Origin of the sequence: Pseudomonas reinekei, from assembly GCF_001945365.1 — a bacterium.
Taxonomy (GTDB): domain Bacteria; phylum Pseudomonadota; class Gammaproteobacteria; order Pseudomonadales; family Pseudomonadaceae; genus Aquipseudomonas; species Aquipseudomonas reinekei.
This window is the reverse complement of the sequence record NZ_MSTQ01000013.1, coordinates 1-14790: the sequence shown is the minus strand read 5'-3', so window position 1 is coordinate 14790 and position 14790 is coordinate 1. Positions and strand designations below refer to the sequence as shown.

19 protein-coding genes are annotated in these 14790 nt (G+C 59.2%); 7 read left to right on the top strand and 12 right to left on the bottom strand.

From position 1 onward, the window contains the following. Nucleotides 1-3: 3 nt before the first annotated feature. The 6 genes from BVK86_RS20035 to soxR all read right to left on the bottom strand — a co-directional run bounded on the left by BVK86_RS20035 (nucleotide 4) and on the right by soxR (nucleotide 4126). The gene (locus BVK86_RS20035; RefSeq protein ID WP_075948053.1) at nucleotides 4-576 is read right to left on the bottom strand and encodes a DUF6162 family protein; all 573 of its coding nucleotides are present in this window, start codon (nucleotides 574-576) and stop codon (nucleotides 4-6) included. Further along, nucleotides 573-902: a hypothetical protein gene (locus BVK86_RS20030; RefSeq protein ID WP_075948052.1), complete on the bottom strand. Its 330-nt coding sequence runs from the start codon at nucleotides 900-902 to the stop codon at nucleotides 573-575. Before BVK86_RS20030 ends, BVK86_RS20035 begins: the two co-directional genes overlap by 4 nt. After that, nucleotides 899-1441: a thiamine pyrophosphate-binding protein gene (locus BVK86_RS20025; protein WP_075948051.1), complete on the bottom strand. Its 543-nt coding sequence runs from the start codon at nucleotides 1439-1441 to the stop codon at nucleotides 899-901. The genes BVK86_RS20030 and BVK86_RS20025 overlap by 4 nt, the downstream gene beginning before the upstream one ends. Then, a complete protein-coding gene (locus BVK86_RS20020; protein WP_075948050.1) occupies nucleotides 1438-2637 on the bottom strand; it encodes a PepSY-associated TM helix domain-containing protein in 1200 nt (399 codons plus the stop codon). Before BVK86_RS20020 ends, BVK86_RS20025 begins: the two co-directional genes overlap by 4 nt. Nucleotides 2638-2995: 358 nt before the next feature. Beyond that, a complete protein-coding gene (locus tag BVK86_RS20015; protein ID WP_075948049.1) occupies nucleotides 2996-3454 on the bottom strand; it encodes a VOC family protein in 459 nt (152 codons plus the stop codon). Between the two features lie 204 nt (nucleotides 3455-3658). Next, nucleotides 3659-4126, bottom strand: coding sequence for a redox-sensitive transcriptional activator SoxR (gene soxR, locus BVK86_RS20010; RefSeq protein ID WP_075948048.1), 468 nt, complete (start codon nucleotides 4124-4126; stop codon nucleotides 3659-3661). Nucleotides 4127-4221: 95 nt separating this feature from the next. On the opposite strand from soxR, the gene BVK86_RS20005 reads away from it, so the two are divergent. The 5 genes from BVK86_RS20005 to BVK86_RS19985 all read left to right on the top strand — a co-directional run bounded on the left by BVK86_RS20005 (nucleotide 4222) and on the right by BVK86_RS19985 (nucleotide 9005). Next, nucleotides 4222-4587, top strand: a complete 366-nt coding sequence (locus BVK86_RS20005) for an antibiotic biosynthesis monooxygenase (protein WP_075948047.1) — start codon at nucleotides 4222-4224, stop codon at nucleotides 4585-4587. A 197-nt stretch (nucleotides 4588-4784) separates the two neighbouring features. After that, nucleotides 4785-5054 carry a hypothetical protein gene (locus BVK86_RS20000; protein ID WP_075948046.1) on the top strand — a complete coding sequence of 90 codons (270 nt, stop codon included), beginning with the start codon at nucleotides 4785-4787 and terminating at the stop codon, nucleotides 5052-5054. A gap of 101 nt (nucleotides 5055-5155) precedes the next feature. Further along, complete coding sequence (locus BVK86_RS19995) at nucleotides 5156-5770, top strand: LysE family translocator (RefSeq protein ID WP_075948045.1); 615 nt, start codon at nucleotides 5156-5158, stop codon at nucleotides 5768-5770. A 205-nt stretch (nucleotides 5771-5975) separates the two neighbouring features. Next, on the top strand, nucleotides 5976-7133 hold the full coding sequence (locus BVK86_RS19990; protein WP_075948044.1) for an aminotransferase class V-fold PLP-dependent enzyme: 1158 nt from the start codon (nucleotides 5976-5978) through the stop codon (nucleotides 7131-7133). Nucleotides 7134-7196: 63 nt separating this feature from the next. Then, nucleotides 7197-9005 (top strand): aminopeptidase P family protein, encoded by a 1809-nt coding sequence (locus BVK86_RS19985; RefSeq protein WP_075948043.1) that lies wholly within the window; start codon nucleotides 7197-7199, stop codon nucleotides 9003-9005. Here BVK86_RS19985 and BVK86_RS19980 read toward each other — a convergent pair. Beyond that, nucleotides 8998-9906: a LysR family transcriptional regulator gene (locus tag BVK86_RS19980; RefSeq protein ID WP_075948042.1), complete on the bottom strand. Its 909-nt coding sequence runs from the start codon at nucleotides 9904-9906 to the stop codon at nucleotides 8998-9000. The genes BVK86_RS19985 and BVK86_RS19980 overlap by 8 nt on opposite strands. 116 nt (nucleotides 9907-10022) lie before the next feature. Here BVK86_RS19980 and BVK86_RS19975 point away from each other — a divergent pair, with 116 nt between their 5' ends. Next, nucleotides 10023-11021: a zinc-dependent alcohol dehydrogenase family protein gene (locus tag BVK86_RS19975; protein WP_075948041.1), complete on the top strand. Its 999-nt coding sequence runs from the start codon at nucleotides 10023-10025 to the stop codon at nucleotides 11019-11021. On the opposite strand, the gene BVK86_RS19970 is transcribed toward BVK86_RS19975, so the two are convergent. After that, a complete protein-coding gene (locus BVK86_RS19970; RefSeq protein ID WP_075948040.1) occupies nucleotides 11018-11608 on the bottom strand; it encodes a 2-hydroxychromene-2-carboxylate isomerase in 591 nt (196 codons plus the stop codon). The genes BVK86_RS19975 and BVK86_RS19970 overlap by 4 nt on opposite strands. A 32-nt stretch (nucleotides 11609-11640) precedes the next feature. Next, nucleotides 11641-12369, bottom strand: a complete 729-nt coding sequence (locus BVK86_RS19965) for an SDR family oxidoreductase (protein ID WP_075948039.1) — start codon at nucleotides 12367-12369, stop codon at nucleotides 11641-11643. Nucleotides 12370-12461: 92 nt separating this feature from the next. On the opposite strand from BVK86_RS19965, the gene BVK86_RS19960 reads away from it, so the two are divergent. Next, nucleotides 12462-13022, top strand: coding sequence for a TetR/AcrR family transcriptional regulator (locus tag BVK86_RS19960; RefSeq protein ID WP_075948038.1), 561 nt, complete (start codon nucleotides 12462-12464; stop codon nucleotides 13020-13022). A gap of 15 nt (nucleotides 13023-13037) precedes the next feature. Here the strand turns inward: BVK86_RS19960 and BVK86_RS19955 are convergent, their stop codons facing one another. The 3 genes from BVK86_RS19955 to BVK86_RS29995 all read right to left on the bottom strand — a co-directional run. Beyond that, on the bottom strand, nucleotides 13038-13319 hold the full coding sequence (locus BVK86_RS19955; protein WP_075948037.1) for a hypothetical protein: 282 nt from the start codon (nucleotides 13317-13319) through the stop codon (nucleotides 13038-13040). A gap of 166 nt (nucleotides 13320-13485) precedes the next feature. Continuing rightward, the gene (gene rhtA, locus BVK86_RS19950; RefSeq protein ID WP_075948036.1) at nucleotides 13486-14373 is read right to left on the bottom strand and encodes a threonine/homoserine exporter RhtA; all 888 of its coding nucleotides are present in this window, start codon (nucleotides 14371-14373) and stop codon (nucleotides 13486-13488) included. 156 nt (nucleotides 14374-14529) lie between these two features. Then, a partial coding sequence (locus BVK86_RS29995; protein WP_208609344.1) for a hypothetical protein occupies nucleotides 14530-14790 on the bottom strand: 261 nt, incomplete at its 5' end.

Sequence of the window (14790 nt, the reverse complement as noted above, 5' to 3'; positions counted from 1 at the left end):
GGTTCAGTGCCGGTGCTGGCGGGTCACGCCGGCATCGAATTGCGCGACGATCTGCTGCCAGCCGGCGCTTTCGAGCGCGGCGTTGCTGAGGTCGGCAGGGGCCTTGAGGTCGGTGGCGCGGTTGAGCCAGATGTCGGGGGCGTCGTCTTCAGCGGTCAAACGCATCAGAAACGAGCCGGCCACGCGGGCGGTCTGGCTCTGGCCGAAGTAAGCCTTGGCATCTAGCAACTGCCAGGCATGGCCGCCACGACTGACAGCACTGGCGTCCTGGGCGAACGGTGCGAAGCCTTCATCGGCGAGGGTTGCAGGTGTCGGCAGGGTTTGTTGTTCCTGACGCAGCAGATGAATTTCGTCCAGCGTTACCCGCAGATCGGCGTAGATGCCTTGCTCGGACGCGCTGAGATCGCGGCGGGCATCCAGCTGATGGCTGTTGACGCTGCTCACTTCCTGAGGCTCGCCGCGCCAGGCAACCACCGAACCGGCCACCGTCAGAATGATCAGGCACAACAGCAATACGTAGAGGGTTTCATGGCCGGCACCGGCCGGGCGGACGACTTGCGTGGTGGGCGTACTCATGGGGTCTCGATGTCCGCTTGGTCGATTTCGACCACGTGGCCGGGGCCTGCGTCGAACAGCACGTAGAACTCGGCGCCGGGCTTCTTGAAGGTCAGGGTCGAGTCGGCCCCGAGCTTGCCGGGCACCAGAATGGTTTCGTCGTAGCCGATCACATCCAGCGTCACGCCCGGTGCGCCGCTGCCGTCGGAGAAGCCGCCGGTGCATTTGATCTGCTCGGCGTCGATCGCCTTGCACTCGCACATCGGATTGTGGGCCAGGGCACTGGTGCTGAAACCGGCGCAGAGCAGTAGCATCGCGGCGCTGAGAGGGCGAATAAGGTTGATCATGGTTTGCCTCCTTGAGTGCTCAGCCAGGCAAGGGTGGCGGGGGAGGCCTGGCTTAGAGGAATGGATGCCTGATGCATGGAGCCGTCCCAGCCTTCCATGGTGATCCACAGTTCGGCGTCGGCCTTGGTTTTTTCCGGGATCGGCAACATGGCGCCCATGCGGTACGGCGTGCCAAAGAAAATCACCCCGGCGGCGCGCAGGCTGCGGGGTTTGCCGATGCGCAGGTAAGTGGCCTTGACCTGCTCGCGGCAGCTGTCACACAGCGCGGCGTTGAAGCTTTTCATATAGCCGGCCGGGCCATCGGGGCGAGGTGCTTCATTGCGCAGCTCGGCGAGACGCACACTCCACGGGCCGACCTGGACTTCGCCGATCTCCCGTTCGCCGAGCCCGGTGTCACCGCGAAACAGCGCGGCGTCGGCGAAGTACTTGGGCATGAAGCCCAACGGCACCAGCAACAGCAGGACATTGATGTGGAAACGCCACTTGTGCCAGAAGCGGCTCAGTTTCGAGGCTGGTTTTTGCGCAATGAACAGGCTCATTGGCTGACCTCCGTGGTTTCACGGCCGGTCACCGGGACATTGTCGTTGCGAGGGCGTTTGTTGCTGCGCTTGAAGGCATTGGCGGTGGCCAGGGCGGTGCGCTTGGTCCAGATCAACAGCCCGCTGAGCACCATCATGCTCAGCAGCAGGCCGAAGAAGAACCAGATCAACTTGATCCAGAGTCCGCCAAAATCACCGGTGTGCAGCGGGCGCATGGACTCGGTCACGAACTCCAGGCCCGAGCGGTCCGACAGCAGGCGCGTGGCGGCAACATCGCCGGTGTACGGGTTGATTTCGGCGGTCTGGAACATCAGTGGATACCAGCTGCGCCCCCCCACCGACAGGTAGCTGTAGGCGTTGGCCGGCATGCTGACAAAGCTTTCGTCCAGACCGGGAATGCGTTCCTTGGCCTGGCGGATCGCCGCTTCCAGGCTGATCATCGGTGCCGCCGAACCATCGGCGGTGAGCGGTACGTTTTCACGGGGCACCACAAGCGCCACCGGCGCGGTAGAGATGGAGATCTGGTTGTCGAACATGAACGCTTCGATCAGGAACCAGGTGCTGGTGACGGAAATCACCGCGATGAACCAGATCGACCAGATGCCGCTGAGACGGTGGAAATCACCCCAGAAAATCCGTGCGCCGTGGCGAATGCGCAGGGTTGGCCGCAAGAAACCTTTCCAGAAGCGCTTGTACACCACCAGTCCGGTGATCAAAGAGGCCAGCAGCGGCAGGCTGAGGAACGACACCAGGTACCAGCCCCAACTGTAGCCATTGGTGAACGGCACCAGCCACCAGCCATGCAGGGCGCGGGTGAACGCCTGGAAGTTGAATTGCGGCGCGGGTCCCTGGATGGCGCCGGTGTATGGGTTGACGTAGACCGTCAGCGCCCGCCCGTCGGGATAGGTAACACTGACGTCCAGGGCAAAGTGCGATTCGTCCGGGCGGCTGATGCTGTCGATGATGAGGTCAGGCTCGGCCTTTTTGATTGCGCTGACGACCTGGTCGTAATTGAGCCGCGGCGCATCGTCCGAAGGCTGGCTGGCGCGCATTTGCGGGTTGGCCAGCCAGACGATTTCCTGGCTCACCACGGCCAGGGTGCCGGTCACGCAGACGATCAGGACGAAAAACCAGATCGGCAGCGCCAGCCAGCTATGGACCAGGAACCAGAGTTTTGAACGGGATTTCTTCGACATGATTAGGGCGTCTTATATCGATGAAAGGCCTCTACTACGGGCTTCGCAGCGATGAGGTCCATGAAAGGCCCGGCCGTGGCTTTTGCCTACGCGACAGGACTGCATCTATATAGGACGGATGAGCACCCGAAATCCCGAAGGGTGATATGAAAGAAAATGTTTCTTGTTGTCTTTTCGTTCTCCGGCTTGGGTAGTAAGCCCCTCAGGAGCCGGGTTACCGGCGATAGGCACCCCGGGTTCAACAGCGCCAGCAAGCGGGCTCCTGCAGGGATTATGGCTGTACACAAGACCTGTGAACGACCGGACTCCTGTGGGAGCTGGCCTGCCAGCGGTGACGGCAGATCCAACACCTCAGGGCTCAACCCTGCTGAAACATTTCCCTGGCCCGCTGCTCAATCTGCTCCTGAGTCAGATCTTCTTTTCGCGTGGCCAGAAACCAGAGATGCCCATAGGGATCCTTCAACGTCCCGGAGCGGTCGCCATAGAACTGATCCTTGACCTCCGAGACCACGCTGCCACCGGCGTCGATCGCCTGTTTGTAGGATTTATCCACATCGGTCACATACAAATGAAGGCCTACCGACGGCGAGCTGTCCGGGTTGCTCAACGGCCCCTGATCGCACGGCGTGCCGAGCATGATCGGGCAGTCGCCGATACGCAGCTCGGCGTGACCGATGCCGCCGTCGGGCATGGACAGGCGCATGACTTCGATGGCGCCGAAAGCTTTTTTGTAGAATTCGATGGCTTCAGCAGCTTTTGCGATGCCCAGATACGGGGTGATGCTGTGATAACCCTCTGGAATGGGTTTGACGCTCATGATCGTTCTCCTTTTTTATTGTGAGACGAAGATCGCTCTCCAGCCGATCCCGTGGCGGCGTTGCCGAAGGCTGCGATCTTTTGAGTTTGATCGTCGACAGTCTTTGAGTTCACAAAAAGATCGCCGTCAGCGGCAACTCGGGGGCCCCCGACCGGCGGAATGCAAGCCTCTATGGGACCGAACCCGGTCGCGATGGCCGCCCCCCTATTTCGGATCAACTCCCGATTCCAGTAGCCGCGCCCCCGGCCCTCGATCCCCAAGCACATCGCCAGAATTGCGCAACGGGCAAGCCTCCATCGACAGACACCCGCAGCCAATGCAGCCATTGAGCTTGTCACGCAGCAAGGTCAATTGATTGATCCGCTCATCCAGATCCCGGCTCCATTGCGCCGACAGTACTTTCCAGTCCGCCGCTGTTGGCGCGCGGTTATCCGGTAAAGCCTTGAGCGCCTCGCCAATTTCCGCCAAGGGAATGCCCAAGCGCTGAGCCACTTTGATCAGCGCCACACGGCGCAACACTTCCCGTGGATACCGCCGCTGGTTGCCCTGATTGCGATTGCTTTTGATCAGCCCTTTGGACTCGTAAAAGTGCAACGCCGTGACCGCCACGCCGCTGCGTGCAGCCAATTGGCCGACGGTCAGTTCCTTGTGCAGTTTTTCCGGGGTGATCATTTGAAAAAAGCCTCTTGACCTCTAGTTAACTTGAGGTTTTATCTTGCACACCTTCGGATCGCAAGATTCGTTTTACTAATGAGTGGGGACAATTCATGCCAGTGCCTGAGAAAAATCGCAGTTTCACCCAATTGATCGAATTCGAAATCGAGCCTGGCCAGCAACCGGCACTGGTGGCGGCACTGTCACGGCAGACCGAACGCCTGGCCCAGCACCACAGTGGGTTTCTGAGTGCAAGCATCCAGGCCAGCGACGATGGCCGGCGAGTGCTCAATTATCTGCAATGGCAAACCCGCGAGGCCGGGGAAGCCGCGTTTCAGGGTTTTGAAAGCGGCGAACAGGATTTCTGGCAACTGATCCGCACCCATCAGGCGAAGACCGTGACCTTCGGTTCGTTCCAGGTGCTGCACAGCCTGGAACTCAGTCACGACCAGGCACTGCACTGCAACCTGGTGGGTTAGATCGACAGTTGCGCTTGAACGTGATGGTCGTCCTGACGCTCGATGCACACATTCAAAGCCTTCGTCAGAAAGCCGCCTCCTGCAGGTAATAGCGATCAAATCTCGATACCCACTATCGAGAGCGATGATTTCTGCCCGTCCAAAGGCGCGAGTAGCCTGTGTTCATTGCCCCGAACCCAGATGCCAGGACGTCGATCATGAAACCTCTAATCGCCACTTTGATGCTGCTCGCGGTCTCCGTTCTCGCTGGATGTGCCAGCCATGTTTCTCCGGAATTGCGGCCCTACACCGCCGAAGAAACCCGGGAACTGGCGCTGGAAGCGTTGAACCGTCGCGGCTTGTCCTTTGACGAATACCACGCGAAAAAAGCCGAATTGCTCGGCCAGCCACAGAAGACCTTCAGCTTCGACAAACAAGGTGAGATGAACGCCGAGCGAGCTATACAGCTGCACGGCCGCCCAAGCTGAGCGAAGACTGTACTGCTGTAAGTTTTGCCCAACTGTCCGTGGGTTTCCTGCGGGGGGTGCGATAGGGTCATTACCTGACCGACCCTGACGGATTGCCACCCATGACACTCTCGCTTGATCTGCTGCTGGGCTTCGCCCTGTTTGCCCTCGTGACCTCGATCACGCCCGGCCCGAACAACACCATGTTGCTGGCATCCGGCGTGAACTTCGGCTTTCACCGCACGATCCCCCATATGCTGGGCATTACCTGCGGTTTTTTCGTGCTGGTGGTGGCGGTCGGTTTCGGCTTGGGCACGGTGTTCCAGACCTATCCCTTGCTCTACACCGTGCTGCGTTACGTTGGCGCGGCATATTTGTTGTACCTGGCGTGGAAAATCGCCCACTCCGGCCCGGTCTCGGACAGTGCCAAGGGCGAGGCGAAACCGATCAGCTACCTCGGCGCCGCCGCGTTCCAATGGGTCAATCCCAAGGCCTGGATCATGGCCATCGGCGCAATCAGCACCTATACACCGATGCAAGGCTACTTCACCAACGTGATTGTGATTGCGGCGGTTTTCGCCCTGATCAACCTGCCCAGTGTCGGTGTCTGGGCGGCGTGCGGCACGTTGTTGCGCAACGTTTTGAAGGATCGCCGCTGGCTGCGCCTGTTCAACTGGAGCATGGCGGCATTGCTGGTGGCGTCGCTGTATCCGATCCTGCTCGAAAGCTTCAACTGACGCATTGCTTCAACCGATTGCCTGATGCCTGTTAAGCTCGCTTTTCAGGAGCGTTCCTACGCACTTTTAAATGAAGTTGTACTTCTTTAACGGCATCCGATCAGGTATTGGTAACGTTCTGAAAACCGGACGCAGCTCATAAGGTTGCGTTTCGCCGTTGCAGTCACGAGCCTCCTGATCCCGGAACACGCTCTGCGAGTTTTTTATGAATAAACGTCCGCTGTATTTCGACTACGCCGCCACCACCCCGGTGGATGAGCGAGTCATCCAGGTCATGGTCGAGTGTCTGGGCTTTGACGGCAACTTCGGCAATCCTGCCTCCAGCTCCCACGCGTTCGGCCAACAGGCCCGGCAAACGGTCGAGCAGGCGCGCCGCCAGGTCGCCGAACTGGTCGGCGCCGAGGCTGAGCAAATGGTCTGGACCTCCGGCGCCACTGAATCCAACAACCTGGCCCTCAAGGGCGTCGCCCAGGCGCGCGGCGTTGCTGGCGGTCACGTCATCACCAGTCAAATCGAGCACAAGGCGATCCTCGACACTGCCCGGCAGTTGCAGGACTCGGGCGTCGAGGTCACCTATCTGGTGCCGGACGCCGACGGTCTGATTACAGCGCAAGCCGTCAGCGATGCCATGCGCGATGACACCTTTTTGGTGTCGCTGATGTTGGTCAACAACGAGTTGGGCACCGTCAATGACATTCCGGCCATCGGCCACCTGGTGCGCGAGCGCGGCGCGTTGTTTCATGTCGACGCGGCCCAGGGCGCGGGTAAAGTGAAGATCGACCTGGCCGAGTGGCCGGTGGATTTAATGTCGTTCTCGGCGCACAAGCTCTACGGCCCCAAAGGCATCGGCGCGTTGTACGTTGGCCCGCGGGCGCGGCCGCGTTTGCTGGCACAGATCCACGGTGGCGGACACGAAGGTGGCCTGCGCTCCGGCACCCTGGCGACCCACCAGATTGCCGCCATGGGCGCGGCCTTCGCCTTGGCCGCGGCTGCGTTCGACGAAGAAAAAGCCTTGATCGTGCGCCTGCGTGAACGCTTGCTCGATCCATTGCTGGGCATGCCCGGCGTGCGCCTCAATGGCAGCCCGACCCGACGTATACCGCACACCCTGAGCCTGACTTTCAGTGAAGGCGAGTTCAATTCAGCGGCCTTGCTCGCGTCGATCGCGTTTTCCGCGACCTCGGCGTGCAATTCCGCGAGCAATGCGCCGTCCCACGTACTGCTGGCGCTGGGGCATGACGCCCACTCGGCAAGTCGCACCATTCGCTTGAGCCTGGGACGTTTCACCACCGAGCAGGATATCGATCTAGCCGTACACCTGATTAAAACAGCCTGCGCCAGTGCCCCGGCATTCTGGCAGTAAGGCGCAAAGCGCCGGCGTGGATCGGCACTGAACAATAATGATGAGTGGTTAGCAGGAGTCATGATGAATACGCAGGTTTCAATTACAGGATCGGTGCCTCAGCGCCTGGCGCATACCCGTGAGCTGATGAGTCGGGAGGGCATACACGCCTTGCTGGTGCCGTCGGCAGATCCGCATTTGTCCGAATATCTGCCGGGTTACTGGCAAGGGCGTCAATGGTTGTCGGGTTTTCACGGTTCGGTTGGCACGCTGATCGTCACTGCGGATTTCGCGGGTGTCTGGGCTGACAGCCGTTATTGGGAACAAGCGACCAAGGAGCTCAAGGGCAGTGGCATCGAACTGGTCAAGCTGCAACCGGGCCAGCCGAGCCCGCTGGACTGGCTCGCCGAGCAAACCCCGGAAGGCGGCGTGGTCGCAGTCGATGGTGCGGTGATGGCCGTGGCCTCGGCGCGTACTCTGAGCGGCAAACTCGAAGAGCGCGGGGCTCGCCTGCGGACCGACATCGACCTGCTCAGCGAAGTCTGGAGCGATCGCCCGACGCTGCCGAACGCGCCGATCTACCAACACCTGCCTCCACAGGCGACCGTCAGCCGTGGCGAAAAACTCGCCAAACTGCGTGAAACCCTGCAGGCGCGTGGCGCCGATTGGCATTTCATCGCCACCCTCGATGACATCGCCTGGCTGTTCAACTTGCGCGGCGGTGATGTCTCGTTCAACCCGGTATTCGTTTCCTTTGCCTTGATCAACCCACAACAGGCCACCTTGTTTGTGGCACTGAGCAAGGTTGACGCCGAGTTGCGCGCGGTCCTGGAGCAGGATGGCGTGATCTTGCGTGATTACAGCGAAGTGGCCGATGCCCTGCGCGCAGTGCCGACCGGTGCAAGTCTGCTGGTTGATCCGGCGCGCGTCACGGCCGGTTTGCTGGATAACTTGAACGATGGCGTCAAACTGGTCGAAGGTCTGAACCCGACGACGCTGGCCAAGTCGCAGAAAAGCCTGGCCGACGCCGAACACATCCGTCAGGCCATGGAGCAGGACGGTGCGGCGCTGTGCGAATTCTTCACCTGGCTGGACTCGGCGCTGGGCCGCGAACGCATCACAGAGCTGACCATCGACGAAAAACTCACCGCTGCCCGTGAACGCCGTCCGGATTACGTGTCGCTGAGCTTCAATACCATTGCTGCATTCAACGCCAACGGCGCCATGCCGCATTACCACGCCACCGAAGAAGAACACGCGGTGATCGAAGGCGACGGTCTGTTGCTGATCGACTCCGGTGGTCAGTACCTCGGCGGTACCACCGACATCACGCGGATGGTCGCGGTGGGAACACCGACTGCAGAGCAGAAACGCGACTGCACCCGCGTGCTCAAAGGCGTGATTGCCTTGTCCCGTGCGCAGTTTCCGAAAGGCATCCTGTCGCCGCTGCTGGACGCCATCGCACGTGCGCCGATCTGGGCCGAAAACGTCGATTACGGGCACGGCACCGGTCACGGCGTCGGCTACTTCCTCAATGTTCACGAAGGCCCGCAGGTCATTGCCTACCAGGCCGCTCCGGCACCTCAGACCGCGATGCTGCCGGGCATGATCACCTCCATCGAGCCAGGTACGTACCGTCCGGGTCGATGGGGCGTGCGCATCGAAAACCTGGCGATGAACCGCGAAGCAGGCAGCAGCGAGTTCGGTGAGTTCCTGAAGTTCGAAACCCTGACCCTGTGCCCGATCGATACCCGTTGCCTGGAAACCTCGTTGCTCAGTGAAGAGGAAAAACAATGGTTCAATGCCTACCACGCCGAAGTGCGTGAGCGCTTGAGCCCGTTGCTCGACGGCGCGGCCCTTGAGTGGCTGAACACTCGTACCGCGGCTATTTGATGGCTTGCAGCTCAGGCGCTGTTTCCAGCGCCTGACTCATGTAATCGACAAAGGCTTTGACCCTGGCCGATTGGCGACGATTCGCCGGGGACACGGCATTTATCGGCAGCGGCTGCGCGGTGTAGTCACGCAGCAACGCTGTCACTCTCCCGGCTTTCAGATCCTCGCTGAACAGCCACACCGGCGACAACGCCACCCCCAATCCCCCCAGGACCAACTCGCGAATCGCTTCGGAGTTGTTGCTCTGCGCATTGCCCTTGATCCGCACTTCATGACGATGTGCGCCATGGTTGTAAACCCACACGTTTTGACTGGTCAGCAGATTGAACTGCAGGCAGTTGTGCCCGCGCAGGTCTTCCGGCGTTCGTGGCTCGCCGTGTTGCGCCAGGTAATGCGGTGCCGCCACGGTCATCCGGTGGGTGGTGCCGATGTGGCGAGCTATCAGGCCGCTGTCGTTCAACGCGCCAATCCTGAGCGTGACGTCCAGACCTTCACTGACCAGATCCTGATTTTGATCACTGAGTTGCAAGTCAACCTGAATCCCGGGATAGCGCCTGAGAAACGCCGGCAGACGCGGAGCAATCTGCAGGCGCCCAAAACTCACGGAAGAACCGATTCGCAGAGGGCCGGCGATGGTCTCCCGGCCAGACTGGAAGTTGTGTTCGGCGGCGTCCACGGCAGCGAGGATGTGCCGGCATTGCTCGTAATAGCGCTGGCCTTCATCGGTCAGCGATAACTTTCGGGTGCTGCGGGCAATCAGTTTGCCGCCCAGCTCCCTTTCCAGTGCCTGCAGCATTTTGCTGATGGTCGGCTGACTGGTGTGCATCTCCCGGGCAACGGCGGAAAAACTGCCGCGTTCGACCACACGCACGAAAACCGACATTGCGTTTAATTTGTCCATGAGGTGCCTCATTGATGCTGTCAGGGCATAGTTACTATAGCGATCTGGCGTCTTATCGGCATGAGTGGTTTGGTCGAAGATCATTCCTACAACCACCTCTGACGGGAGTATGCGAAATGACTGACTCACTGCACATGCGTGCGCTGATTGTTGACTCGGCTGATGCACCGCTACGCTTGACTTCCATTCCCCGGCCGACTCCAGGCGTGGGACAGGTCCTGGTGCGGGTAGCGGCCAGCGGGGTTAATCCATTGGACCGGAAGATTCGGTCGGGCCAGGCCGCTCACGCGCAGCAACCTTTGCCGGCAGTGTTGGGCATGGATCTGGCGGGAGCAGTGGAAGCGCTGGGGGAGGGAGTAAGTGGCTGGACGCCGGGGGATGAGGTTTATGCGATGGCGACGGGGATTGGCGGAGTTCAGGGGTCACTGGCTGAGTACGCGGTGGTCGATGCGCGGCTCTTGGCGCATAAACCGCGCAATCTGGACATGCGCGAAGCGGCCGGTTTGCCGTTGGTGCTGATTACCGCGTGGGAAGGGTTGGTTGATCGGGCGCGGGTGCGGGCGGGGCAAAGAGTCTTGATTCACGGTGGTGCAGGAGGCGTCGGGCATGTTGCGGTGCAGATCGCCCGTGCATTCGGCGCAGTGGTGTTTGCCACGGGATCTGCGCGCCATCAAGCGGTTATAGAGGATTTGGGGGCAACGTTTATCGATTACCGCCAGTCTTCAGTCGAGGCTTATGTGGCGGAACACACGGATGGGGCGGGCTTCGATATCGTTTATGACACGGTGGGCGGTGAGGTTCTGGACGCATCATTCAGGGCCGCGCGGGTTTATCACGGCCATGTAGTGAGTTGTCTGGGATGGGGGCAGCACAGTCTCGCGCCGCTTTCATTTCGCGGGGCAACCTATTCCGGAGTATTCACGTTGCTTCCGTTGCTGAAGGGCGAGGGGCTTGAACATCACGCGGAGATTCTTCGGCAATCGGCGCGTTTGATCGAGGCAGGCAAAGTTAAACCCATTCTCGATCCGCGCCGGTTCACCCTGCAAACCGCCGACGCCGCCCATGAACTGCTGCAATCGGGAACAGCGCAGGGGCGGTTGGTGGTCGAGATTTAACTCAGGGCTTCAAGGACGAAGTCCAGTCGATCCTGGCCGAAGAACAACTGATTATTCACAAACATGCTGGGGGCACCAAATACGCCGCGCTGCACCGCTTTTTCGGTATTGGTCTTGAGCGCGGCTTTGACCTCTTCGTCGGCGGTCAGGGCCAGCACTTCATTGGGATCGAAGTTGTTTTGGGTCAATACGGCTCCGACGGTGGCCGGTTCATCGAGGCTGCGGCCGTCAACCCATAACGCTTTGAACAGACAGTCGATAAATGCCAAAAAACGCTCGGGGTGGCGCAACTGCATGGCAGTGACGGCACGCATCAACATGAGGGTGTTGATCGGGAAATGCGGATTGAACTTCAGCGGCACGCCATAACGTTTGGCGAAACGGTCGAGGTCTTGAAACATATAATGACCCTTGGCTGGAACAGTCGCCGGGGAAGCATTGCCGGTGGCTTTGAAGACTCCGCCAAGCAGGATCGGGATGTAGAGGAGCTGGCTGTCGGTTTGCTCGCAGATCTTGGGTAACTGTGTGTATGCCAGGTAAGTGGCGGGGCTGCCCAGGTCGAAGTAGAACTCCACGGTTTTGCTCATGGTCGTTGCGCTCTGTGGTTATAGAGGAGGGTTTACCAGCGTTCGCTCCAGGGGCGCAGGTCCAGCTCGAAGGTCCAGGCGTCACGAGGCTGGCTGTGCAGGTACCAGTAGTTCTCGGCGATGTGCTCGGGGTTGAGAATGCCGTCCTGATCTTTGGTTGCGTACTTCTCGGGGAAACTGTCGCGTATGAAGTCGGTATCGATGGCACCGTCGACGATGATATGGGCGACGTGAATATTCATCGGCCCCAGCTCACGGGCCATGCTTTGCGCCAATGCACGGATACCGTGTTTGGCGCCGGCGAACGCGGCAAATCCCGCAGCGCCTCGCATGCCGGCGGTTGCGCCGGTGAACAGTATCGTTCCACGCTGACGCTTGGCCATGCGAATGGCCACTTCACGGGCGTTGAGAAAACCCGAGAAACAGGCCATTTCCCAGATCTTGAAATACTTGCGGGCGGTTTCTTCCAGAATGCTGCAAGGCACATTGGCGCCGATGTTGAAGACAAACGCCTCGATAGGACCGATCTCGCTTTCAATCTGCTCGACCAATGCCACCACATCCTCCTCTTTGCGCGCATCGCAAGCAAAGCCGTGGGCTTCGCCGCCGGAGGCCAGGATTGCATCGACTAGCGGCTGGAGTTTGTCCGCGCTGCGGCGGGTCACGCAGGCGACGAATCCTTCCTGGGCAAAACGCTTGGCAATGGCGCCACCGGTAGCATCACCCGCACCAACGACCAGCACGACCTTCTTGTTATTCATGGGTAGATCCCTTTAGTAAACGATCGTTAACTAAACGAACGTTATGCTACGATTTGATCAGCGTCAAGGCGATCAAACCTGAGGGAAAGGCAATGCGTTACTCGGCCAGTCACAAGTTGGAAACCAGAGAAAAACTCCTGCAAAGCAGTGCGGTATCGGCCAAGCGATCCGGGTTTTCGACGGTGGGTGTGGACGGCTTGATGAAGGCGATCGGTTTGAGTGGCGGGGCTTTCTACAGTCACTTCTCTTCAAAGGACGAGTTGTTTGCTTCAGTTGTTGAAAGTGAATTGAGGCAAAGTCTGGAGCGATTGGGGGCCGAGCAGGATCGCGACAAGCTTGAGCGGTGCCTGAAACAGTACCTGAGCATGTGCCATGTCGAACATCCGGAAACGGGTTGCGCACTGCCGGCGTTGGGCGCCGAGATCGCGCGTTCTGACATCGCGATTCGTCAGCAGGCGGAGCACTGGATTTGTCAGTTGCAGGAGAGTTGGGCACAGGTGCTGGAGAGCGACAGTTTGGCCTGGGCCATTCTGTCGCAATGTATCGGGGCGTTGGTGGTGGCGAGGATGCTGGCCACTACGGAGCTTCAGCATAAGGTGCTGAAGTCCAGTTACGATGAGATCGGACGGCAGATCGCAGGCCCTGGAGCCTGACGACGAGGCCGCAATCTACTTGCAGATGACAATCATGCTGCGACTGGTGTAACCCGCTGGATTGAGGCCAAACGGATAGTCGCCCGGTTCCTCTACGGCATCCCCTGACTTGGCAATGACCTTGTATCCCTTAGGTGCGCACGAGTTGGCGGCACTGGCGTAGCACTGATCCCAGGATGACGACAGGCCTGAACAGTTGATATGCAGCCCTTTCCTGCCGTGCTTGACCTGGGTCTTCGTTGTCGCCGCGCAGCCCGCAATCGCAAGTACGGCGATCAAAATCAAAATTCGTTTCATTGCTGTCCTTGTTGCTTTCCCGGATCTGACGCCCGGTCTGGCAGTATTCGCTTTCGCATGAAGCGTGCTGATTTCCCTGTCTTGAAAAGTCCATGTCTGACATCGGATTGCGGGCTAAACATGGCCTAAATGAGCGGCAAATACCAGAGCCTCGTCAAATCTTGCATCAATCCGCCGCAATGGCTGGCTTGGCGGAACTGCCCATGGTCATGGTGGCGCCGACCGAAGCCAGGATGATGCACAAGATAGCCATCCACTGTGACAGGGACAGGTATTCCTGCAGGAACAGTAAGCCGGATAGCGCACCAATGGCGGGTTCGATGCTCATTAATGTTCCGAATGTCCTGGCTGGCATACGGGTGAGGGCGACCATCTCCAGCGTATAGGGAAGGGCTGTGGACAGAATGGCAACACCGAGGGCGATCGGGATCAGTGATGGGGTCAACAGCGCGGCTCCAGCATGAACAATGCCTATGGGTGCTACGAACAGGGCGGCAATCATTACCCCCAATGCGGCGGTCTGCACGCCATTGTCGGCACCGGCCTTTTGCCCAAACAGAATGTAAAGCGCCCAGCATACCCCAGCGCCCAATGCATAGCCGGCACCTACCAGGTCGATGCCTGCGGTTGTTGCACCCGTCGGTATCAGTAAGAGCAAGCCGAGCGCTGCAAGCGCAATCCACAGGAAATCGATTGCGCGGCGTGAAGCGTAAATGGCGACTGCCAATGGCCCGGTGAATTCAAGGGCCACCGCGATACCCAGAGGCACTGTGCGCAAGGACATATAGAAGAGGAAGTTCATGCCGCCCAGGGCCATGCCGTAGACGATGACGGTTCGCAGGGACTTCGCAGTGAGCTTCGCACGCCATGGGCGCAGGAGCAGCAGCATGATGACGCTGGCAAAAATCAGGCGCAGAGTGGTGGTTCCTTGGGCACCAACAACGGGAAACATGCTTTTGGCCAGGGAGGCTCCGGACTGGATAGATGCCATGGCTATTATTAGCAGGCCGACCGAGAACAAGGTCGAGGCAAGGCTGCGAGGTTGGTCATTCATTGAGAGGCATCGTCCAAAGTGGGGTGAAACAGGAGCGCTATTGTTGTGTTGAGCAATATACTGCGCATTACTTGGTGCCGCGTCTATATATAAGCTGCGATTTTGCGCATCCTGATAGATAACCCAAATCAGTGCTTGACGGCAGATTTCAGATGTCTATAATTCGCCCCACTTCCGACGCAGTCGAAACGGGAAACTCCTTGGTAAACAACGAGTTACGCAGTTTTCGGCAGCAAGTAGCTTCAGGTCATCGAAGCCAGAAGGAAGTTGAAAAAGAGGTGTTGACAGCAGCGTGTAACGCTGTAGAATTCGCCTCCCGCTGACGAGAGATCGAAAGCGCAAGTGGTTGAAGTTGTTAAGGAAATCCTTGAAAACTTCTGAAAATAACCACTTGACAGCAAATGAGGCTGCTGTAGA

What these genes read in the sequence shown, in the direction of transcription:
- BVK86_RS20035 (WP_075948053.1), bottom strand. Translation starts at nt 576, where the DNA reads ATGAGTACGCCCACCACGCAAGTCGTCCGCCCGGCCGGTGCCGGCCAT.
- BVK86_RS20030 (WP_075948052.1), bottom strand. Translation starts at nt 902, where the DNA reads ATGATCAACCTTATTCGCCCTCTCAGCGCCGCGATGCTACTGCTCTGC.
- BVK86_RS20025 (WP_075948051.1), bottom strand. Translation starts at nt 1,441, where the DNA reads ATGAGCCTGTTCATTGCGCAAAAACCAGCCTCGAAACTGAGCCGCTTC.
- BVK86_RS20020 (WP_075948050.1), bottom strand. Translation starts at nt 2,637, where the DNA reads ATGTCGAAGAAATCCCGTTCAAAACTCTGGTTCCTGGTCCATAGCTGG.
- BVK86_RS20015 (WP_075948049.1), bottom strand. Translation starts at nt 3,454, where the DNA reads ATGAGCGTCAAACCCATTCCAGAGGGTTATCACAGCATCACCCCGTAT.
- soxR (WP_075948048.1), bottom strand. Translation starts at nt 4,126, where the DNA reads ATGATCACCCCGGAAAAACTGCACAAGGAACTGACCGTCGGCCAATTG.
- BVK86_RS20005 (WP_075948047.1), top strand. Translation starts at nt 4,222, where the DNA reads ATGCCAGTGCCTGAGAAAAATCGCAGTTTCACCCAATTGATCGAATTC.
- BVK86_RS20000 (WP_075948046.1), top strand. Translation starts at nt 4,785, where the DNA reads ATGAAACCTCTAATCGCCACTTTGATGCTGCTCGCGGTCTCCGTTCTC.
- BVK86_RS19995 (WP_075948045.1), top strand. Translation starts at nt 5,156, where the DNA reads ATGACACTCTCGCTTGATCTGCTGCTGGGCTTCGCCCTGTTTGCCCTC.
- BVK86_RS19990 (WP_075948044.1), top strand. Translation starts at nt 5,976, where the DNA reads ATGAATAAACGTCCGCTGTATTTCGACTACGCCGCCACCACCCCGGTG.
- BVK86_RS19985 (WP_075948043.1), top strand. Translation starts at nt 7,197, where the DNA reads ATGAATACGCAGGTTTCAATTACAGGATCGGTGCCTCAGCGCCTGGCG.
- BVK86_RS19980 (WP_075948042.1), bottom strand. Translation starts at nt 9,906, where the DNA reads ATGGACAAATTAAACGCAATGTCGGTTTTCGTGCGTGTGGTCGAACGC.
- BVK86_RS19975 (WP_075948041.1), top strand. Translation starts at nt 10,023, where the DNA reads ATGACTGACTCACTGCACATGCGTGCGCTGATTGTTGACTCGGCTGAT.
- BVK86_RS19970 (WP_075948040.1), bottom strand. Translation starts at nt 11,608, where the DNA reads ATGAGCAAAACCGTGGAGTTCTACTTCGACCTGGGCAGCCCCGCCACT.
- BVK86_RS19965 (WP_075948039.1), bottom strand. Translation starts at nt 12,369, where the DNA reads ATGAATAACAAGAAGGTCGTGCTGGTCGTTGGTGCGGGTGATGCTACC.
- BVK86_RS19960 (WP_075948038.1), top strand. Translation starts at nt 12,462, where the DNA reads ATGCGTTACTCGGCCAGTCACAAGTTGGAAACCAGAGAAAAACTCCTG.
- BVK86_RS19955 (WP_075948037.1), bottom strand. Translation starts at nt 13,319, where the DNA reads ATGAAACGAATTTTGATTTTGATCGCCGTACTTGCGATTGCGGGCTGC.
- rhtA (WP_075948036.1), bottom strand. Translation starts at nt 14,373, where the DNA reads ATGAATGACCAACCTCGCAGCCTTGCCTCGACCTTGTTCTCGGTCGGC.